Origin of the sequence: Aeromonas sp. WP2-W18-CRE-05 (assembly GCF_014168615.1) — a bacterium.
In the GTDB taxonomy this organism is placed as follows: Bacteria; Pseudomonadota; Gammaproteobacteria; order Enterobacterales; family Aeromonadaceae; genus Aeromonas; species Aeromonas caviae.
On sequence record NZ_AP021917.1, the window covers coordinates 3,873,464 to 3,893,470 of the forward strand.

Here is a 20,007-nt window from a genome sequence, read left to right on the forward strand (position 1 = left end):
CGCCCTGTTCAGAGCAGCACCATGTCATCACGGTGGATGGCCACGGCCCCATAGCCGTAACCCAATACCTGTTCAATCTGATCCGAGTGGACACCCCGCAGCCGATCCAGCTCCAGATGGTCGTAACGGCAGATACCGCGAGCCAGCTCGCTCCCCTTGGGATCCAGGATACGCACCACGTCGCCGCGCACGAAATCTCCCTTCACCGCGACGATGCCCTTGGGCAGCAGGCTGGAGCCCTTCTCCTGCATGGCGGCCACGGCCCCCTGATCCACCTGCACTTCGCCGTGAGGAGGGGGCCCTGCCAGGATCCAGCTCTTGCGCCCTTCCAGGGGGGATGCCAGGGCCGGGAACAGGGTCCCCACCCGCTCCCCGGCGGCGAGTCGGCCGATCACTTCCGGGATCTGGCCGGTGGCGATCACCACGTCCACCCCGGCGCGGCGCGCCACGTCGGCGGCCTGCAACTTGGTGGCCATGCCACCGGTGCCAAGGCCGCTCACGCTGTCACCGGCGAGGGAGCGCAGGGTGTCGTCTATGGTCTGCACCTCTTCGATGAGCTGGGCATCCGGGTTGGTGCGCGGGTCGGCGGTGAAGAGCCCCTTCTGATCCGTGAGCAGGATCAGCAAGTCCGCATCCGCCAGGATGGCGGCACGGGCGGAGAGGTTGTCGTTGTCCCCCACCTTGATCTCGGCGGTGGCCACGGCGTCGTTCTCGTTGATGACGGGGATGATGCGGTGATCGAGCAGAGTGCGCAGGGTGTCGCGGGCATTGAGGTAGCGCTCCCTGTCTTCCAGGTCGGCGCGGGTCAGCAGCATCTGGCCGATGTGCAGCCCGTAGAGGTTGAACAGGTCCTGCCATACCCGGATGAGCTGGGTCTGACCCACCGCCGCCAGCATCTGTTTGTTCGGCAGGGTAGGCGCCAGCGGAGGGTGGCCCAGATGCTCACGACCGGCGGCGATGGCCCCCGACGTGACCAGTACGACACGGTGCCCGTGTCGATGCAAGGCGGCACATTGTCTGACCAGCTCGACCATGTGGGCACGGTTGAGGCGGGCAGATCCCCCGGTGAGCACGCTGGTGCCCAGTTTGACGACTATGGTTCTGTTTTCCATGGGAACGAAGGGTTAGAAAAGTAAGGAATCCCTTTATACCCACGGCCCCCCTGCCCTGCAAGGCAATTAAGCCTCGCCAGGCAGTTGCGGGCTCGGTGACAAAGCATCGGGGTACCCCGCACCGGGAAGATGCGGGGCTTGGGGATCAGGCTGCCGTCACGCTCAGTTCGGCGGTCACCTGCTTCGCGGGGGAGAGGGTGCACTCCAGCTGGGTCAACTTGCCGCTGATCAGCTTGTAGAAATGTTGCAGGGTGCGTTCCACTTCCGCCTGATGCTTCTTGGGCAGCGCCTTGTCGATCCACTCCCCGTCCGCGTTGTAGAACCCCGTCTGATAGTGGTAGCTGAAGCTGTGATCCGCCTGCTCCAGCACCAGCCACCAGCCCCAGAACTCCCGCTTGTCCGGGGCAGGCTTGGCGCTGACGCAGACGGACAGGCAGTCAAAGCGGTAGCGGCCCTCCTCGCACAGGTCTTCACGCAAATAGGGGCCAATGGCCGCGAACTGCCGCAGCAATCGCTTGTAAGTCACTCTTTCTGACATGCTAACCTCCCTGTTGAACAAGCCATACCATCACATGATGATGTTACATTTTTAGTTTTATATCATGTACATAAGTGCTTTTTTAGCCAATCTACCGTCTCTTTCAGTGCCTCGTCATAGACCTCGAGCAGCGGCTGCTTGTCAAACACCACCGCCTTGCCGTTGCGACTCGCAGCGGCCAATGCCCGGACATCCTGCTCGGGACAAATAAAATCTTTCTTGTGCCCGATACTCAATATCGGCACGGAAGTGCGACTCCCCAGCAACCCCTGGGTCTTGAGGGAGAAGACCTGGCACTTGGTGCGCAGCAGATCCCACTGGGCCGCGTCCGCCCCCAGCCGGTTCGCCAGCCCGTCGCGCATCATGCGCGGGCAGCGGGCGAACATCTCCTGATTGGTGAACACCTGGTTGATGCCGGCACCGATGCAGACCACGGTCCGAAGCTTGAATGGCTCGACGAAGGCGAGACGGGCCGCCACATTGCCGGCGAGGCGGAACCCCACCATGGCGATGCGCTGGTGATCGACCCAGGCCACCTCCGAGAGGTAGTTGAGCACCGCCTGGTGCAGGCGGCTGGTGTCCTGCACCAGGGGCCAGTGCTCGGCATAGCCGGTGCCCGGCATGTCCAGGGAGAGCATCCCGATGCCGTGGGGCTCGAGACACTTGAAATAGAAATTGAGGAAGTCCACCTGAAGCGAATCGATGCCACCGCTGACGATGACCAGGGGCACAGGTTTCTCGGTGGTGGGCAGATGCAGGTAGCCCTGGATGGTCTTGCCCCGAAACGGGACCTGCAACTCCTTGAGGGGCACCTTGAACAGGCGCCCGGCCTCGCGATAGGCCATGTTGCCGAGCAACTGGGCCTGATCCGCCAGCTCGTCGTGCTTGAGGTGGGGGTAGCTTGCGATGGAGTAGTAGCGCACTGCCTTGAGCAGGCTCTTCAGCGCCGCGGCGCGATCCCCTTCCCCCAGCAGCGTCCGCCCCGTATTGAAATAACGGCCGGCGAGCTGACTCCACTCATAGACCCAGTTGCCGGGCACATAGCCCTTGATGGTGTCCAGATAGCGTTCGTGACTGCGCTCCCCCTGCCCCATGGCGATGTGCGCCAGGGTCTGCTCCACCTCGACGGGATCGGCCCCCTGCCAGGCCCAGGTCGGTCTGCGCAGCAGGCGATACCAGCGGGGCGACAGGGCGCCATCGATGAAGCTGTCAGACAGTGCGCTGTCTTGCTCGTCGACGGGGCTTGAGTTGGAGACTTCGGAAGTTTCCAATACCTTTTTGACCCGGGTAAACAGCTTTTCCGTCAGATTGGTATCGTCGTTTGGTTCCAAAATGGTGGCTCTTCTGTCTCAAACAATGTCCCATCTTAACCACTTTTCACATCGAGCAGCCACACCATAAACGCATTGAGCCCCAAAAGGGGCTCAATGTGGTCAACCTTGCATCACGACGGATCAGTCCGCTCCCGAATGCCGGGGAGTCACTGGTCGCGACCGGTGGGGCGATTACGCTTCGTCGCAGATCGGCTTGGCGAACTCCAGCGCCATGTCCCAGGGCTGTTCAATCCAGGTGTCCTGCGGAATGGCGACTTCGAAGTCATCCACCAGGGGTTCGCCCATGGGCTTGGCGAAGATGGTGATGAACTTGGCTCTGGGGTAGAGCTCGCGGATCGCCTTGGCGGTGCCGCCGGTGTCCACCAGATCGTCCACCACCAGCCAGCCTTCGCCGTCACCTGCGGTGGTGGCAGCCTTCACCACCACCAGCTCGCGCTGGTTGTCGTGGTCATAGCTGGAGATGCAGAGGGTTTCGACATTGCGAATGCCAAGTTCGCGGGCCATCAGGGCCGCAGGCACCAGACCACCGCGACTGACGGCGATGATCCCTTTCCACTGGCTGACAGGCAGTTGACGACGGGCCAGACGGCGCGCTTCGCGTTGCAGGTTATCCCACGATACATAGAACTTTTTTGGCATGCTATCGATCTCAACGAGTTATAAAGCAATCACTTATGAGGCGGAACCCGGCAAAGAGACGGGTTCAGGTCAATTCTGGCACCCCGTTTCCCGAATTTTGCTTGCACTTTTTCGGCCTCGGGGCTGACGCCTCGGCGGCAAAAACGGATGCAATGCGAACAGGGATGGGATGTAGCTGGCGGCCATCTCGGGTGGACTCCCGATCTCGGGCCGGCTGTTGGGCCGGTATGATAGCACTCTTTATGGATAAATTGAGCGGCAAACGTATGCGAAAAACAGGAAATGTCCGCCATCTTCCGCTCTGTCGCCCTTTTGGGAGGGCTCCGGCGACACCGAAATGGTAGCCGTTCGACACACACTTCATGACATTCGGGCAAAAAAATAGCAGGGGGAGGAGAGGATCCTCACACACCTGCTGCTGTTACCTGTGACGCCTGCGAGCCTTAACGGCGGGTGGCGTAGGGATTCGGGTAGTTGAAGCCCTGGGTATAGAGAGATTGGGCAAACCAATAGGTTGAATTGCTGCCTGACATCATAAACTCCTGATTGCTTAACAAGTTACGTACCTTAATGCGGGTTCACATCCTTGAACTGACACTCGGTTCCATGGAGGCGCACTTGCTTTGCTTCGGTTCCCTGGAGGCATTGATTGTCATCCTGACAAGTGGGCTGGCCACGGCGGCTAATTTACCACCCGGCGCCAAAAAGACAATATTTTTGTGACCAACATCACAAAGTTGATGTTGTGCTGACACGAATAAGGCAGGCAGTGAAGTTCGCCATCCATGCTCCCTTTCCCAGCACAAGCAGAGCGTCATTTGCGCTGATCGCTCACATTTTTGCGTGATTGACTGTATTATCGTTATCCTCTTCCCCGGCCCGCAGAGTGGGGCCCGACATTTTCCATGCTGGTAAGGAGTCCCGACGTGGCACAGCTCAGTTCTCTGTCTCCCAAGTTGATTTGGCAATTCTTCGAGCAGATCTGCTCCATCCCCCACCCCTCCAAGCACGAAGCCCAGCTGAGCGCCTGGATCGTGGCGTGGGCCCAGGGAGAAGGCCTGGCGGTCAAGCAAGATGCCGTCGGCAACATCATCATCAAGAAACCGGCCACGCCGGGGATGGAAAACCGCAAGGCCGTGGTGCTGCAAGCCCACATCGACATGGTGCCCCAGGCCAACGCCGACACCCAGCACGACTTCACCACCGATCCCATCGATGCCTACATTGACGGTGAATGGGTCACTGCCCGCGGCACCACCCTGGGCGCCGACAACGGCATGGGCATGGCGGGCTGCCTGGCCGTGCTGGCCGACAAGACCATCAAGCATGGTCCGCTGGAAGTGCTGCTGACCACCGACGAAGAGACCGGCATGACCGGCGCCTTCGGTCTGGAAGCGGGCTGGCTGGAAGGCGAGATCCTGCTCAATACCGACTCCGAAGAGGATGGCGAGGTCTACATGGGCTGCGCCGGCGGGGTGGATGCCAATATCCGCTTCCCCCTGGAGCGGGTCGCTGCCACCGAGGGGGAAGGATTCGAGCTGCAGGTCAAGGGCCTGCGCGGCGGCCACTCCGGGGTCGACATCCATCGCGGCCGCGGCAACGCCAACAAGCTGCTGGTCCGTCTGCTCAAGGCCGCCGAACCGCTGGGGGTGCGCCTTGGCGATCTCAGCGGCGGCACCCTGCGCAACGCCATCCCCCGCGAGGCCCGTGCCAGCCTGCTGGTGCCCGCCGCCAGCGTGGCTGACTTCAAGGCCCTGGTGGACCGCTACGCCGGCATCTATCAGAGCGAGCTGGCCGCCACCGAGGCCAACCTCACCGTGCTGCTCACCGCCCGGGAGAAACCGGCCCAGCTCATGAGCGAGTCCCTGCAAAGCCGCCTGCTGGATGCCCTGATGGCCTGCCCGAACGGGGTGATGCGCATGAGCGACGCCATCCCGGGCGTAACCGAGACCTCCACCAACCTGGGTGTCATCAAGACACTCGAGGGGGAAGTCTATGTGCAGTGCCTGATCCGCTCCCTCATCGATTCCGGTCGCGAGAACATCGAGCAGATGACCCGCTCCCTGTTCACCCTGGCCGGCGCCAGCTGCGAGTTCACCGGCGCCTACCCGGGTTGGGCCCCGAACGTTGACTCACCGGTCATGGCACTGGTGCGAAGCAGCTACCAGACCCTGTTTGGCGAGATGCCGAACGTCATGGTGATCCACGCAGGCCTCGAGTGCGGTCTGTTCAAGAGCGCCTACCCGGACTGGGACATGGTCTCCTTCGGCCCGACCATCCGTGGCGCCCACGCACCGGGGGAGAAGGTACACATCCCGGCGGTCGAGCGTTTCTGGCAACTGCTGGTTCACGTGCTGGAACATATCCCGGCCAAGTAAGCCAGCTCACGACCATATCGATGCCCCGCCCCGTGCGGGGCATCTTTTTTGTACTTCCTCCTCGGCCACCTCTCTCATATCCCCGACTCCATACGTGGCCCTGGCTTGAAATCGTATCCATGAACAGGTCTGCATTTGAAAACCCTTTCCATGATTTATGTAAATTTACAACACAAAAAGTTGATCCAGCTCACATATGCCCCTAGGATCAGAACGTGACCAAGGTCACACAACCCATGAACCACAGAGAAACGAGGTCATCATATGTTCGAGAATCTGGCAGTGCTGTTCCACCTGAAGGGTGCAACCAGCAAGAAAGGTGCTGAAGAGAAAGACACTTATGCGCCTGCAACCCGCAATTACTACTTCCGTTATGGCGCCTGATATCGCCTGTCCGGAAGTTGAAATTAGCAACGTAATAAAACTACAAAACAACTCAGCAATCCACACAGCAGCCACCCCCATCGGGGCGCTGTCCTGCCCGGGCCAGAATTCCCACGGCCAAACCTGAACTCCAACCATGAAGATGGGGCCCGCAGGCCCCATTTTTTTATCCCGTTTCCGCCTTTATTGCGCCTCCTCGGTGCCACCTTGCAGCGATGCCGGTCGCGACGTGGCGGGCGCCGGCATCATATCGCCTTTCCCAACGGCACCGCCTCCTGCACGGGTAAGGGGAAATGGCAGGCCACCTGATGCCCCTGCCCGCCGCACGCCTCAAGGGCGGGCGAGCGGGTGCGGCACAGATCCGTTGCATGGGGGCAGCGCTGGTGAAAGTGGCAGCCACTCGGCGGCGAAATGGGGGACGGCACATCTCCCGTCAGCAGGATGCGCTGGCTGCGCCGCCGTGGATCCGGCACCGGAATGGCGGAGATGAGAGCCTGGGTATAGGGATGGCGTGGTGCCAGGTAGAGTGCCTGGGCCTCGGCCAGTTCGACGATCCGGCCCAGATACATCACCGCAATCCTGTCCGAGATGTGCTTGACCACCGACAGGTCATGGGCGATGAAGATGATGGCGAGGTTCATCTCCCGCTGCAGATTGAGCAGCAGGTTCACGATCTGGGACTGCACCGACACGTCGAGCGCCGACACCGCCTCGTCACACACCAGCAGCTTGGGCTTGAGGGCGATGGCGCGGGCGATGCCGATGCGCTGGCGCTGGCCACCAGAGAACTCATGGGGATAGCGATCCACCGCGCTGCCGGGCAAACCGACTTTCTCCAGCAGCTCCTGCACCCATGTCCGGCGCTGTTCGGCGTTGCCCTTGCCGTGGATGATGAAGGGCTCCTCCAGGATCTGCCCCACCGTGTGGCGGCTGTTGAGGGATTCTGCGGGATCCTGGAACACGATCTGCATCTCCTGACGCAGGGATCGCATCTCCTTGGGCGAGAGGTGGGTAATGTCACGCCCCTCGAAGGTGATGGAGCCGGCGCTCGGCTCGAACAGCTTGAGCAACGAACGCCCCAGGGTGGACTTGCCGCATCCCGACTCTCCCACCAGGCCAAGGGTCTCCCCCTGCCTGAGATCAAAGCTGATGCCATCCACCGCGTAGACGGTGTATTGCTTGCGCAAGAAACCGCCACCCATCTTGAAATGCTGCTTTAAATTGCTTACCGACAACAAGCTGGTCATGACTTCCATCCCCGACGATTCATGGCAGCAGACGACCTGGTCGCCTTCCCGCCGCCAGGCTGCCCTGCGACACCCCGTAACACCAGACCGTTCATAGGCTCACCTCCTTCCAGTGGTGGCAGGCCACCCCATGGCGTTCGCTCAACTGCTCGGTCACCGGTATGGTCTCCACGCAAAGGGGCGTGGCATGGGGGCAGCGGTTGGAGAAACGGCACCCCGCCGGCATCTCGTGCAGGGCGGGCACCTGACCCTTGATGGTCTTGAGCAGGCTCTTTGGCACATCTTCCAGACGCGGGATCGAGGCCATCAGACCATGAGTATAGGGATGGCGCGGGTGGTCAAACAGTTCATAGATATCGGCCCGCTCCACCGCACGCCCGGCATACATCACCACCACCTCGTCGCACAGCTCCGCCACCACCCCGAGATCGTGGGTGATGAAGATGATGGCCATGCCGGTCTGGGCTTGCAGCTCCTTCATCAGATCCAGGATCTGGGCCTGGATGGTCACATCGAGCGCCGTGGTCGGCTCGTCGCAGATGAGCAGGGCCGGTTCGCAGGCCAGCGCCATGGCGATCATCACCCGCTGACGCATGCCGCCGGAAAGATTGTGGGGATAGGCCGCGAAACGCTGGGCAGGCTCGGGGATCCCCACCTTCTTCAACATGGCGATGGCGGCGTCACGGCGCTGGGCCTTGCTGTAATCGGGGCGGTGGAGGCGAAACACCTCCATCAGCTGATCGCCGACCGTCTGCACCGGGTTGAGGGCCGTCATGGGCTCCTGAAAGATCATGGAGATACGGTTGCCACGCACCTTGTACATCTGCTCCGGCGGCAGATTGAGCAGCTCCTCCCCCTGAAAGCGGATGGAACCCGCCACCACCTGACCGTGGGGCCTTGGCAGCAACCCCATGATGGCCAGCGAGGTGACGCTCTTGCCGCAGCCGGACTCGCCGACTATCCCCAGGGTCTTGCCCGGGGCGACCTGGAAGCTGACCCCGTCGAGCACCTTGATCTTGCCGTCGTCGACGGCGAACTCCACCTCGAGATCCCGCACCTCGAGGATGGGGGACAGAGACTGCCCCTCATGATCGCTGGTGCCGGGGGCGGCGGCCTGTGTGTTGGGCATGACTGCTGCTCCCTTCTGGGCCACATCAATGATGTGCATAGGTCTTGTCGATCAGGGTGATGGGGGCCAGCGCCTTGCCGTCAGCCTTGGCCTTCTGGGTCTCCTCCTTCACCTTGGGATCGATCCAGAGCAGGCCGCCACTGCTGTGGGGGTAGCCATCCATAGGCCAGTAGAGCAGATCCGGGGTGTTGCGGGTGGCGGGCACCTCCGGCAGCATCACATAGCGCCAGCTGCTGGCTCGCACGTAGTTGAGCTGAACGCCGGGCACGAAGATGGCGAGATCATAGATGCGCTGCTGGATCTGGTGGGAAAGCGCGGCCCGCTTGTCCATGTCGAACTCGACGTTGTAGGCGTCGATCAGGCTGTCGAGCGCTTTGTCAGCCACGTTGAACAGGTTGTTGGTCTGGGGCTTGTTGGCGTTGTCGGAGTGGAAGGACTCCCAGTATTGCGGATAGAGACCGCCGCCCCCCCAGCCAAGCCAGGCCGCCTCGTGTTTCTTCTCCAGCATCACCTTGAAGCCGGTGGCGCCATCCACCAGATTGAGCTCCAGATCCAGGCCCGCCTTCTTGGCCTCTTCCTTGAGCACGGTCAGCCGCTTGGAGTGCTCCTGGCTGGTGTAGGTGAGGGCCAGGGTGAGCCGCTCTCCCTTGTCGTTTTGCAAGATGCCGTCCGGTCCCTGCTTGCCGTAACCGCCCTTGGCGAAGTACTCCCGTGCCTTGGCGATGTCGTAGGCCCGCTCAGGGAGCGCGATGTCGGTGAAGGCCCCGAAGCCAGAGCCGAAGGTGGTAGCGCGGTCATAATCGCCGTGCAGCACCGTCTCTATCATCTTGTCGATGTTGAAGGCGTGCTGAATGCCGAGCCGCACGTTGAGATCCGCCAGCTTGGGATTGGCCACGTTGAGGTGAACCCCCTGCCCCCCCTGCTTGGTGTCGGTCATGGCCATCACCTTCTGCACGTATCCCTGCTTGTACTCCGGGGTGACCGCTTTCTCATGCCACCAGTTGGGCAGGATCATCTCGAAGGTGTCCAGCTCCCCCTTGAGGAAGTGGCGGAACGCGATGTTGTGGTCGCGGATCACCTGCACCTTGATGGTGTCGAGGTTGAACCTGTGCTGGTTGTAGCGATCGTCTTTTGCCCACCACTCCTTCTGCTTGCTGAAGGTGACGGACTTGCCCTTCTTCACGTCGCTCATCACGTAGGGGCCCGTGGTGGGTACCACGGCCCAGTTGTACTGCTTCACCCAGTTCGGGCCCATCTTGTAGTAGTGCTTGGGCTGGGGCCACAGTTCGGTGGTGTTGAGGAGATCGAGCTTGGCCTTGCGGCTGCCCGCCTTGACCAGGATGGTGTGGTCGTCAATCTTCTCCACCGCCACCACCTCGGTGGTGTAGTAGTTGTTGAACCAGGGGCCCTTGATGTCCTTGGAGCGCATCATCTCGTAGCCGAAGGTGTAGTCATCGGCGGTGACCGGCTTGCCGTCGGACCACTTGGCGCGCGGGTCGAGCCTGAAATAGACGGTCTGGCTGTCCGGCGCGATGGCCCAGGCATTCGCCAGGGCCGGAATGGGGTTGCCCGTGTTGGGATGGAAGCTGATAAGCCTCATCTGGTTGTCGAGGATGAAGGAACGGAACGAGCCGTTGGAATCCGGCCCCACGGTGCGAAACGTCAGCGGGAAGCTGTCGACGAAGAGATTGAGGTTGCCGCCGGGCAGCGCCTTGGGAGAGGCGAACACGGGGTCGGTGTCGTTGGTCTCCCACGTCAGATCCGCGGGCAGGCTGGCCGCCCACACCCAGGATCCGTTCAACAGCAGAAAGAGAGCACCTGTCCATTTGATTTTATTGTTCATGTTTGACTTCCTGGTCATGCCCCTGCACTGGGGGCGTCTTCATTAAGGGTCCTGTCGATGTGCCCTGGCAAGGCGCCACCGCTCACTGATAACGGGTAAATTTGCGCGGATCGAACGCCTCCCGGATGGCCTCCCCGATGAAGGAGACCATGATGAGCACCAGACTCACCGCCGCCACCACCGAACTCACGATCCAGATGGCGTCGAGGTTGTTGATCCCCTGGGAGAGCAGCTCCCCCCAGCTCGGGGTCGGCGGCGCCAGGCCAAAGCCCAGGTAGTCCAGCGCCGTCAGGGTGGAGATGTTGCCCACCACGGCAAACGGGGCCAGGGTGACGATCATCATCAGGGTATTGGGCAGAATGTGGTTGAAGATGATGCGCCGGGTGCTCGCCCCCTGGGCCCGCGCCGCCATCACGTAGTCCCGCGCCCGCTCCTTGTAGGTGAGGGTGCGCATGTACCAGGTGATCCCCATCCAGCCGAACAGCACGTTGATGCCGACGAACAGGCCGAAGTTCGGCTTGGCCAGGGAGACCAGGATCATGATGACGTAGAGGAAGGGCACCTGGGACCAGATCTCGATGAAACGCTGCATCAGGAGATCGAACCGACCGCCGAGGAACCCCATCATGCAGCCGATGCTGACCCCGATGACATAGCTCGCCACCAGCGCGATGAAGGCAAAGCCGATGGCGATGCGAAAGCCGTAGACCAGCCGTGCCAATACGTCGCGACCGCTGGTGTCGGTGCCGAGGAAGTGGCGCTCCGCCAGGCTCGGGGCATAGGGCGGATAAGCTTCCTCCTTGAAGTCCTGCTCATAGGGGTTCCAGGGGACCAGGGGCAGCAACACCCAGTCCCCCTTATCTTCCTTCGCAAATTGGCTCTTGAGCTGGCGATAGTTGGTCTCGTACTCGTAGTCGAGCCCGAAGTGCTGGCCCGGGATCACATCCCCATAGGTGGGGAAATAGAGCTCCCCCTGATAGCTCACCGCCAGGGCCCGGCTGTTGACCAGCAGCTCCGCCAGCAGAGAGATGACCACCAGGACCGAAAAGATGACAAAGGAGTAGTAGCCGCGCTTTATCGACTTGAAGCGCTTGAGTTTTTTCAGAGTTACCGGATTCAGGTTCATGCTCACTCTCCAAACCGCACGCGAGGATCGACCAGGGCAACGCAGATGTCGGAGACAATGTTGCCCACCAGCATCAGCATGGAGGTGATGGCCAGAATGCCCATGACGGTGGGGTAATCCCGCTCGACAATGGCCTCGTAACCGAGCAGGCCGATGCCGTCGATGTTGAAGATGGTCTCGATGAGGAAGGAGCCCCCGAAGAAGACGGTGAGCACCGACCCTAAGTGACTCGCGATGGGGATCAGGCTGTTGCGCATGGCGTGATCGGTCACCGCCTTGCGAAACGGCAACCCCTTGGCCACGGCGGTGCGCACATAATCCGCCGACAGGTTCTCCATCAGGCTGTTCTTCATGGTCATGGTGAGGATGGCGAAATCCCCGATGGCGTAGGCGATGAGGGGCAGCAGCGCGTGGGCGAAGACGGTGCGGATCTGATCCCAGCTGCTCTCCATCCCGTCAAACTCGTCCCCCGGGAAGCCCCCCATGGGCAACCACTCCAGATGGAACGCAAAGACGGTGATGAGGAAGATCCCCACCACGTAGGCGGGCAGCGCATAGGCCATGTAGATGAGCATGGAGCTCAGGGAATCGAAGCGGCTGTTGTGCCTGAGCGCCTTGGCCACCCCGAGCGGGATGGAGACGGCATAACTCAGCAGAAAGGTGGCGAGCCCGAAGAAGGCGGTCACCGGCAACCTCTCCTTGATGAGATCCCACACCGGCTCGTAATAACGGGTCGACTCCCCGAGATCCAGCACCGCCAGCTTCTGCAACCAGTCCCAGTAGGCGACCAGCATGGGCTTGTCGAGACCGTAGAACGCCTTGAGCTCTTCAATCTGTTCGTCGGAGAGTGCCTGCGCCCCCTTGCTGCCACTGGAGCGGCCGGACTCGTTTTGCGAGACCTGCGCCTGCAGCAGCATGCGCTCGACCGGGCCGCCCGGCACGAAGCGGGTGATGGTGAAGACGAGCAGGGTGATACCGAGAAACGTCGGGATGATCAAAAGCATCCGACGTAGGAAATACGACAGCATGGTGGAACCTCGTCCTTGTTGTTCTTTTATGGCCAGTCACATCCGGTGACGGGCCTATCCTTACCTGGCATTACTCACTGAATTGACTGGCATTGGCAGACAATCCGGCTCGGTCACTGTAAAAGCTCTGCAACAAAAATCAAGTAGAACCCTGTCTGCGACCAGGAATGTCCCCCCGCAGCATATCCCGCGGATGATTTTTTCCAAAAAAACCAACTTCAATATAAAAAACTGCTACGCCTACCCGTCCAACTCGATTTTAATTATTAAAAAATTAATTACACAGGTGTTTTAATCTATATCAAACAGAATAAAATCAACAAGTTAAGGATAAGTCGGGTTATTTTCTCATTTACCTATAAAAGAAGAGGGATAGCCTCCCCCACCATCCGTTCCCCGGAAAACGCTCTCGCCATAAAAGCAGATGAAAATACTGCAAAAAACCGTTTTCTCGATATCGGCACCGGAGTGACAAGCGACTTATCGATAAGTTCAAAAATAATCAATAAAATTGTAAAAATCGAACTTAACAACATCTTTACATAAGTTGACGCAACATTTACGGAATAAAACGCCAAAAATATTCCATCAAGTGCATATTCCCATCTAATTCCCTCTGCTGCCCCCATCCCCGCCGCTCCATTTGACGTCCATCACCAAACCTTGATAAGCCTTACGCACCGCTCCAACGAGGGCGGTAATGGAAGCAAACAATAAACAATCAGGAAGGATACTAGCGATGCTTAGGAAAAGCAGACTCTCTGCTGCCGTAGCGTTTGCCTTGGCGAGCGCGGCAGTTGTGGCCACCCCTGTCCTGGCCGAAGAGGGCCAGAACGTAGAAAAACTGCAAAAAATCAAGGTCACCGGCTCGCGGATCTCCCGGGTCGATGTGGAAGGCGCCACCCCGGTCGTCTCCGTGACCAAGGCGAAAATCGAGCAATCCGGTCAGCAGACCGTCGCCGATTACCTCAAGCAAGCCTCCTACAACTCCTTTGGCGGCGTCTCCCCTGCCTCCGGCAGCTCCTTCCAGTCCCAATCCACCGTCGGCCTGCGCGGCTTGGGTTCCGAGCGTACCCTGGTTCTGCTGAACGGCAAGCGGGTAGCGGGTTCCCCCACCATGGGCGGCACCTCCATCAACCTCAACACCATCCCCATGGCCGCCGTTGAGCGGGTCGAGGTCAACCTGGACGGCGGCTCCGCCATCTATGGTTCCGACGCCATCGGTGGCGTGATCAACGTGGTGCTCAAAGAGGGCTACGAAGGGCTGGACTTCCAGGGCCGCATCGGCTCCCCGAGCGAAGAGGGCGGCGACGAGAAGAGCGGCTCCATCGTGGCAGGGGTGGCCGGCGAGAAGGGCTCCCTGATGGCGGTCTACGAGCACGACAAGAAGGACGTTATCTACGCCCGGGATCGTGACTATCTCTCCAAACAGGGCAACGACTCCCCCAGCCCCTACGGCCGCAACGTGGAAGGGATCACGGGTCTTGACGCCAACGGCGACCCCATCTGGAAATACGGCCCCCTGGCCGGCGCCACCAATGCCGACGGCTCATGCAAGGAGCCCTTCGTCGGGTTCGAGGGCGGCTGTAACTTCAACTACGGCCAGGTCGCGGCCACCACGGCCTCCCGCAGCCGTGACACCCTGTACGTGAACGGTCGCTACCACATCAACGACAATGTGGACTTCGTGCCGCAGATCATCGGCTCCCGAGTCGAGAGTTTTGGCCGCTTCGCCCCGGCCGCCGGTGCCTTCACCATTGACCCGGCCAACCCGAAGAACGCCCAGTTCTTCGCCGACAACGGCCTGGATGCCGCCGCCACCCAGGGTCTGGGTGAGGCTGCCTACGCCTACTACCGCTTCAGCAACGTCGGTCCCCGTGACAACTATGTCACCGACACCACCGGCAGCATGAACCTCGGCTTCGAAGGCACCATCGCCACCGAAAGCGTCGGCGACATGCAGTGGAACGCCGGCTACATGTACTCCAAGACCGACAACAAGGAGAACGGCACCGGTTACGTGCTGAAGTCCGCCGCCCAGCAGGCGGTCGCCGACGGCAAGTTCGTCGGTGGCGAGTTCGACGCCTCCACCACGGCCTCCATGGCCGCCGACACCAGCCGCCGCTCCACCATGGACTTCTACCAGTGGTACGCCGGTGTCCAGTGGGACATGGGTGAACTGCCGGCCGGTCCGGTCAGCTGGTACGCCGGTGCCGAGTACAACGACTGGGTCTATGCCGACAAATACGACGCCCAGTCCGAAGCCGGCAACATCATCGGCTCCTCCGGCAACTCCTCCGGTGGCGTGCGTGACGTGACTGCCGCCTACATCGAGTCCCTGGTGCCCATCACCGAGCAGATCGAGCTGAACGTGGCCGGTCGCTTCGACAAGTACAGCGACTTCGGCAGCGCCTTCTCCCCCAAGGCGAGCCTGCGTTACCAGCCGCTGGACAACCTGATGCTGCGCACCTCCTGGTCCCGTTCGTTCCGCGCCCCCAGCCTGAGCGATCTCTACTCGGCTGACTCCTTCTCTGCCGACTGGGCGAAGGATTACGTCTACTGCGAGGCCAACGGCATCTCCGCGGCTGACTGCCCGAACCGCCAGTACGACACCACCCGTACCTCCAACGAGGATCTGAAGGAAGAGACCGCGGACACCTGGAACTTCGGGGTGGCCTACAGCCCGGTGGATGACCTGAACCTCTCCCTGGACTACTACACCATCAAGATCGAGGACGTGATCCAGCTGAACTCCCTGCAGTCTCTCATCTATGACGAACTGAACAGCGGCAGCTCCAGCAGCATCACCCGCAACAGCCAGGGCAAGATCAGCAACGCCATCGCACCCATGGTCAACCTGGGGACCCTCGAGACCTCCGGCCTCGACCTGAAGGTGGATTACACCTACGACCTGAACTACGCCACAGTGCGTTATGACCTGGGCGGTACCTACATCCTGAAATACAAGGAAGGTCTGTACGCCGGTGGTCCCATCATCGACAAGATCGGCCAGAACGGTCTGCCCCAGATGCGCTTCAGCTCCGGTGTGGGTGTCAACGTTCCCCAATGGTGGAACATGGATACCTACCTGAGCGCGAACTACATCGACTCCCAGAGCCAGGATTACATCGCCGATACCGGTGAGGAAGTGGGCCACATCGCGTCCCAGACCACCTGGAACCTGAACGTCGGCGTGGAAGCGCCCTGGAACGGCAAGATCCAGGTCGGCGTGAAGAACATGTTCAACGTGGGCCCGTCCCTCGAGAGCGATGGCTTCACCTATGACGACGAGCTCTACAGCATCGACGGTCGCATCTACTACCTCGACTACAGCCAGAAGTTCTAATCCACCAGCAAACCACAAGCCGGCCCGTTCGGGCCGGCTTTGCCCAAGGTCCCAAGGAAGTTACGGAGATAGGGTAATCCTATGAAAACAAGGACAACTACAATGAAGAAAGCGCTCCTCGGCAGCCTGATTTCGGCTGCCTTGCTGACCAGCTTCAATCTGAGTGCCGCCTCTGCCAGCCAGGCCGTGGACGCTCAAGCCGCCACCGACAATGCATCCAAAGTTTCCCAGCAGAAGATCGACAGCTACGCCGAGTCTGCCGAGTCTGCCCTGGCCCAGTACAAGGCCGCCCTGCGCCAGGTCGACAGCCTGCGCACCTACAACGAGCAAGTGGGCAAGATGGTCGACTCCCAGAGTGCCGAACTCGCCTCCATGCAAAAGCAGATCGCCCAGATCGACCAGACCAGCACCGAAGTGGTGCCCCTGATGCTCAAGATGATCGACTCCCTCGAGCAGTTCGTCTCCCTGGACCTGCCGTTCCAGAAGGTGGAGCGTGAGGACCGCGTGGCGGCCCTGACCGATCTCATGAACCGGGCCGATGTCACCATCTCCGAGAAGTACCGCAAGATCCTCGAGGCCTACCAGATCGAGGAGGGCTTCAGCCGCACCATCGAAGCCTACAAGGCGAGCCTGGACAAGGATGGGGACGAGAAGACCTACGAGTTCCTGCGCGTCGGCCGCATCGCCCTGCTCTACCAGTCCCCGGATGGCAACGAGACCGGCATGTGGAACAAGAAGACCCGCCAGTGGGAAGTACTGCCCCAGGAGTATCGCAGTGCGGTTGAACAAGGCCTTCGCATCGCGAAGAAGCAGGCGCCCCCCGCCCTCATCAAGCTGCCGGTTCAAACTGCGGAGAAAGCATCATGAAAGGAATCAAACTTGCCATCGCCTCGCTGATCGCGGGCGCCACCCTGGTCACCCTGCCGGTGACCGCCGCCGAGAAGCCGGTGGATCTCAACGCCCTGCTCAATCAGGTCAAGGCCGCCAGCACCAGCGAATCCCAGCTCAACAAGGAGCGGGAAGCCCGCTTCCTGGCTGACAAGAACGAACAAGGGGCCCTGCTCGCCAAGGCCAAGGCGGATCTCGCCGCCGAAGTCGCCAGGGGCGAAAAGCTCAAGGCCACCTTCGATGCCAACGACAAGCAGCTCACCGAGCTGACCGAGACCCTGCGCCAGCGCTCCGGCAACATGGGCGAGATGTTTGGCGTGCTGCGCCAGTTCGCCGGCGAGTTCAAGGGGATCTTCAACGCCTCTGCCCGCCGGGTCGAGCATCCGGAGCAGACCGCCCTGCTGACCCGCCTGGCCGAGAGCAAGGAGCTGCCCTCCAGCGATGACCTGACCGCCTTCTGGACCACCACCCTCAGCCGCATGGTCGACGGTGGCAAGGTGAGCCAGATCCCGGCCACCGTGGTCTATGGCGAAGGCAACCAGGCCGAGAAGACCGTCACCCAGATCGGTGAGTTCAACACCGTCTCCGAAGGCAAGTACCTCACCTTCGTGCCGGAGACCGGCAAGTTCGAACAGCTGCCCCGCCAACCCGACAAGGGGGTGCTGGAACCCATCGCCGACTTTGAACAGGGTGGCGGCGGCGTCAAGCCGATCTTCGTCGACCCGTCCCGCGGCGTGATCCTCTCCCTGCTGGTGCAGTCGCCGACCCTGAAGGAGCGGATCGACCAGGGTGGTGAAGTGGGCTATGTCATCATGGTGCTCGGCGTGCTCGGTACCCTGTTGGCACTGTTCTGCGGCGCTCGCCTCTCCCTCATCGGCGGATCCATGCGCAAGCAGCTCAAATCCGATCAGATCATCAAGGGCAATCCCATCGGCGAGATGCTGGGGGCCTACCAGAGCCATCGTGGCGACAACATCGAGGATCTGGAGTCCAAGCTCGACGAGATCATCCTGCGCAACGTGCCCAAGTTCGAGAAGGGCATCAGCATCATCAAGCTGATCGCCTCGGTCGCGCCGCTGCTGGGTCTGCTGGGTACCGTGGTCGGGATGATCGCCACCTTCCAGGCCATCACCCTGTTCGGTACCGGCGATCCCAAGCTGATGGCGGGGGGTATCTCCGAGGCCTTGGTGACCACCATGCAGGGTCTGGTCGTGGCCGTGCCCATGCTGTTCCTCTACACCATCGTGCAGACCCAGAGCCGCCGTCTGATCCAGGTGCTGGAAGAGCAGAGCGCCGGTTTCGTCGCCCGCTACCAGGAACGTCTGCACGCCGCCAAAGCCGCAGCCTAAGGAGTCACCCATGTGGTTCTGGTTGATTGAAGAAGTCGAGTCGGTCCGCCGGTTTCTGGGATTGGGGGGCGACGTGCTGGTCGCCCTGTTCTTCCTGACCCTGATGATGTGGGCCCTGCTGCTGGAGCGCTGGTTCTACTTCATGGCGGTCTACCCCAAACAGGTGAAGCAAACCAAGGCTACTTGGCTGGCCCGCACCGATCACCTCTCCTGGTCTGCCAGGCAGATCCGCCGCGAGCTGGTCTCGCGGGTGGCCATGGCGGTGGACAAGGGGATGCCGGTCATCAAGGTGCTGATCGCCCTCTGCCCGCTGATGGGGCTGCTCGGGACCGTGGTAGGCATGGTGCAGGTGTTCGACACCCTGGCCATCACCGGCACCGGCTCCCCCAGGGCGATGGCCTCGGGGATCTCCAAGGCGACGGTACCGACCATGGCGGGCATGATTGCCGCCCTTTCCGGCCTGTTTTTTGTCAACCAGCTCGATCACAAGGCCAAGTTGGCGGTGCAGAAGCTGGAAGACAACCTGAAACACGGCTGATGCAGGATGCACATCCCCGGCCGGGCCATGCCCGCCGGGGCACAGAACAAGCAAGGAGTTTTTTGCCATGAGAAAACGTCACAGCGACAGCGGTGCTGACGAGGCGGCCATCGATTTGACCCCCATGCTGGACATCGTGTTCATCATGCTGATCTTCTTCATCGTCACCACCTCGTTCGTCAAGGAGTCCGGCGTGGAGATCAACCGCCCGAGCGCCAGCACGGCCGAGACGGTGAAGAAGGGGAACATCATGGTCGCGGTCCGCGAGAACGGTCAGGTCTGGGTCGACAAACGGGTCGTCGAAGTGGGTGCCGTGCGCGCCAACATCGAGCGGCTGCGGGCGGAGAACCCGGAGAGCGCCGTGGTGATTCAGGCCGATACCGAGTCCCGTTCCGGGCTGGTGGTGCAGGTCATGGACCAGATCCGCATGGCCGGTGTCCAGAACATCTCCATCGCGGCGAGCAAGAGCAGCTGATGCCGGAGCGAGCCCTATGAGATACCTGATATCGTTGGCGGTCTCCTGCGTGGTGGTGTTCTTCCTGTTCCTGGGAATGAACAAGCTCATCACGCCGGATCACCGGGAGCTGACGGAGCGGGAGGACGTCACCATGACCGACTTCATCCGCATCAAGCCTCAGGAGACCCTGCAAGAGAGACAACGCGAGCTGCCCAAGCCGCCCCCCCCGAACCGGCCTCCTCCCCCTCCCGAGATGGAAGTGGCCAGCACGGATCGGCCGCAGATGGAGAGCTCGCCGATGGACATGCCCAAACTCGACATCCCGGTCAACATCGGTGGCGGCAACGCCCTCGGTGCCTACAGCACCGGCGGCGGTGGCGGCGGCATGGGTGGCAACAACGGCGCCATCCCGATGGCGACCTTCGAGCCCATGATGCCCCGCAAGGCGGCCCTGGCCGGTCTCGCATCCGGCAAGGTGCTGGTGGAGTTCACCGTCACCGAGCGCGGTACCGTGAGCAACATCCGCATCGTCAAGGAAGAGCCCCGCAGCTATGACCTCGGCAAGGCGGCGCGCCAGACCATTGCCAAGTGGACCTTCAAGCCGGCCATGGTGGACGGCAAGCCGCAGGCCAGTCGCATGCAGCAAGAGATCGAGTTTGCGACCAACTAAG

Annotated in this window: 17 protein-coding genes; 7 read left to right on the top strand and 10 right to left on the bottom strand. The window is 61.1% G+C overall.

Annotated elements, in window-relative coordinates:
- Positions 1–8 precede the first annotated feature (8 nt).
- From proB to gpt, 4 genes are all read right to left on the bottom strand, one after another.
- Complete coding sequence (gene proB / locus H7R73_RS18020) at positions 9–1,112, bottom strand: glutamate 5-kinase (protein ID WP_010675460.1); 1,104 nt, start codon at positions 1,110–1,112, stop codon at positions 9–11.
- Positions 1,113–1,257: 145 nt separating this feature from the next.
- Positions 1,258–1,650, bottom strand: a complete 393-nt coding sequence (gene crl / locus H7R73_RS18025; RefSeq protein WP_039040346.1) for a sigma factor-binding protein Crl — start codon at positions 1,648–1,650, stop codon at positions 1,258–1,260.
- 62 nt (positions 1,651–1,712) lie between these two features.
- Entirely contained in the window at positions 1,713–2,981 is a 1,269-nt protein-coding gene (gene frsA, locus H7R73_RS18030; protein WP_010675462.1) for an esterase FrsA, read from the bottom strand.
- Between the two features lie 174 nt (positions 2,982–3,155).
- Positions 3,156–3,623: a xanthine phosphoribosyltransferase gene (gene gpt, locus H7R73_RS18035; protein ID WP_039040347.1), complete on the bottom strand. Its 468-nt coding sequence runs from the start codon at positions 3,621–3,623 to the stop codon at positions 3,156–3,158.
- Positions 3,624–4,549: 926 nt separating this feature from the next.
- On the opposite strand from gpt, the gene H7R73_RS18040 reads away from it, so the two are divergent.
- Positions 4,550–6,001, top strand: coding sequence for an aminoacyl-histidine dipeptidase (locus H7R73_RS18040; RefSeq protein WP_039040348.1), 1,452 nt, complete (start codon positions 4,550–4,552; stop codon positions 5,999–6,001).
- A 629-nt stretch (positions 6,002–6,630) separates the two neighbouring features.
- On the opposite strand, the gene H7R73_RS18045 is transcribed toward H7R73_RS18040, so the two are convergent.
- The 6 genes from H7R73_RS18045 to H7R73_RS18070 form a co-directional block, all read right to left on the bottom strand.
- Entirely contained in the window at positions 6,631–7,632 is a 1,002-nt protein-coding gene (locus tag H7R73_RS18045) for an ABC transporter ATP-binding protein (protein WP_041212969.1), read from the bottom strand.
- Positions 7,633–7,723: 91 nt separating this feature from the next.
- Positions 7,724–8,761 (bottom strand): ABC transporter ATP-binding protein, encoded by a 1,038-nt coding sequence (locus H7R73_RS18050; protein WP_103259637.1) that lies wholly within the window; start codon positions 8,759–8,761, stop codon positions 7,724–7,726.
- A 25-nt stretch (positions 8,762–8,786) separates the two neighbouring features.
- Entirely contained in the window at positions 8,787–10,604 is a 1,818-nt protein-coding gene (locus H7R73_RS18055; RefSeq protein ID WP_039040350.1) for an extracellular solute-binding protein, read from the bottom strand.
- A gap of 82 nt (positions 10,605–10,686) precedes the next feature.
- Positions 10,687–11,730: an ABC transporter permease gene (locus H7R73_RS18060; protein WP_041212459.1), complete on the bottom strand. Its 1,044-nt coding sequence runs from the start codon at positions 11,728–11,730 to the stop codon at positions 10,687–10,689.
- A 2-nt stretch (positions 11,731–11,732) separates the two neighbouring features.
- Complete coding sequence (locus H7R73_RS18065; protein WP_010675471.1) at positions 11,733–12,758, bottom strand: ABC transporter permease subunit; 1,026 nt, start codon at positions 12,756–12,758, stop codon at positions 11,733–11,735.
- Positions 12,759–13,114: 356 nt separating this feature from the next.
- Positions 13,115–13,387, bottom strand: coding sequence for a hypothetical protein (locus tag H7R73_RS18070; protein WP_103259636.1), 273 nt, complete (start codon positions 13,385–13,387; stop codon positions 13,115–13,117).
- Between the two features lie 110 nt (positions 13,388–13,497).
- Here H7R73_RS18070 and H7R73_RS18075 point away from each other — a divergent pair, with 110 nt between their 5' ends.
- The 6 genes from H7R73_RS18075 to H7R73_RS18100 all read left to right on the top strand — a co-directional run bounded on the left by H7R73_RS18075 (position 13,498) and on the right by H7R73_RS18100 (position 20,006).
- Positions 13,498–16,104: a TonB-dependent receptor plug domain-containing protein gene (locus tag H7R73_RS18075; protein ID WP_039040352.1), complete on the top strand. Its 2,607-nt coding sequence runs from the start codon at positions 13,498–13,500 to the stop codon at positions 16,102–16,104.
- 102 nt (positions 16,105–16,206) lie between these two features.
- Complete coding sequence (locus H7R73_RS18080) at positions 16,207–16,971, top strand: DUF3450 domain-containing protein (protein WP_041212457.1); 765 nt, start codon at positions 16,207–16,209, stop codon at positions 16,969–16,971.
- A complete protein-coding gene (locus H7R73_RS18085; protein ID WP_041215711.1) occupies positions 16,968–18,341 on the top strand; it encodes a MotA/TolQ/ExbB proton channel family protein in 1,374 nt (457 codons plus the stop codon). The genes H7R73_RS18080 and H7R73_RS18085 overlap by 4 nt, the downstream gene beginning before the upstream one ends.
- 10 nt (positions 18,342–18,351) lie before the next feature.
- Positions 18,352–18,879, top strand: coding sequence for a MotA/TolQ/ExbB proton channel family protein (locus tag H7R73_RS18090; protein WP_041212455.1), 528 nt, complete (start codon positions 18,352–18,354; stop codon positions 18,877–18,879).
- Between the two features lie 67 nt (positions 18,880–18,946).
- Positions 18,947–19,354: an ExbD/TolR family protein gene (locus H7R73_RS18095; RefSeq protein ID WP_005327075.1), complete on the top strand. Its 408-nt coding sequence runs from the start codon at positions 18,947–18,949 to the stop codon at positions 19,352–19,354.
- Between the two features lie 16 nt (positions 19,355–19,370).
- Positions 19,371–20,006 (top strand): energy transducer TonB, encoded by a 636-nt coding sequence (locus H7R73_RS18100; protein WP_103259635.1) that lies wholly within the window; start codon positions 19,371–19,373, stop codon positions 20,004–20,006.
- Position 20,007 lies beyond the last annotated feature (1 nt).

What these genes read in the sequence shown, in the direction of transcription:
- proB (WP_010675460.1), bottom strand. Translation starts at nt 1,112, where the DNA reads ATGGAAAACAGAACCATAGTCGTCAAACTGGGCACCAGCGTGCTCACC.
- crl (WP_039040346.1), bottom strand. Translation starts at nt 1,650, where the DNA reads ATGTCAGAAAGAGTGACTTACAAGCGATTGCTGCGGCAGTTCGCGGCC.
- gpt (WP_039040347.1), bottom strand. Translation starts at nt 3,623, where the DNA reads ATGCCAAAAAAGTTCTATGTATCGTGGGATAACCTGCAACGCGAAGCG.
- H7R73_RS18045 (WP_041212969.1), bottom strand. Translation starts at nt 7,632, where the DNA reads ATGACCAGCTTGTTGTCGGTAAGCAATTTAAAGCAGCATTTCAAGATG.
- H7R73_RS18050 (WP_103259637.1), bottom strand. Translation starts at nt 8,761, where the DNA reads ATGCCCAACACACAGGCCGCCGCCCCCGGCACCAGCGATCATGAGGGG.
- H7R73_RS18055 (WP_039040350.1), bottom strand. Translation starts at nt 10,604, where the DNA reads ATGAACAATAAAATCAAATGGACAGGTGCTCTCTTTCTGCTGTTGAAC.
- H7R73_RS18060 (WP_041212459.1), bottom strand. Translation starts at nt 11,730, where the DNA reads ATGAACCTGAATCCGGTAACTCTGAAAAAACTCAAGCGCTTCAAGTCG.
- H7R73_RS18065 (WP_010675471.1), bottom strand. Translation starts at nt 12,758, where the DNA reads ATGCTGTCGTATTTCCTACGTCGGATGCTTTTGATCATCCCGACGTTT.
- H7R73_RS18070 (WP_103259636.1), bottom strand. Translation starts at nt 13,387, where the DNA reads ATGGGGGCAGCAGAGGGAATTAGATGGGAATATGCACTTGATGGAATA.
- H7R73_RS18075 (WP_039040352.1), top strand. Translation starts at nt 13,498, where the DNA reads ATGCTTAGGAAAAGCAGACTCTCTGCTGCCGTAGCGTTTGCCTTGGCG.
- H7R73_RS18080 (WP_041212457.1), top strand. Translation starts at nt 16,207, where the DNA reads ATGAAGAAAGCGCTCCTCGGCAGCCTGATTTCGGCTGCCTTGCTGACC.
- H7R73_RS18085 (WP_041215711.1), top strand. Translation starts at nt 16,968, where the DNA reads ATGAAAGGAATCAAACTTGCCATCGCCTCGCTGATCGCGGGCGCCACC.
- H7R73_RS18090 (WP_041212455.1), top strand. Translation starts at nt 18,352, where the DNA reads ATGTGGTTCTGGTTGATTGAAGAAGTCGAGTCGGTCCGCCGGTTTCTG.
- H7R73_RS18095 (WP_005327075.1), top strand. Translation starts at nt 18,947, where the DNA reads ATGAGAAAACGTCACAGCGACAGCGGTGCTGACGAGGCGGCCATCGAT.
- H7R73_RS18100 (WP_103259635.1), top strand. Translation starts at nt 19,371, where the DNA reads ATGAGATACCTGATATCGTTGGCGGTCTCCTGCGTGGTGGTGTTCTTC.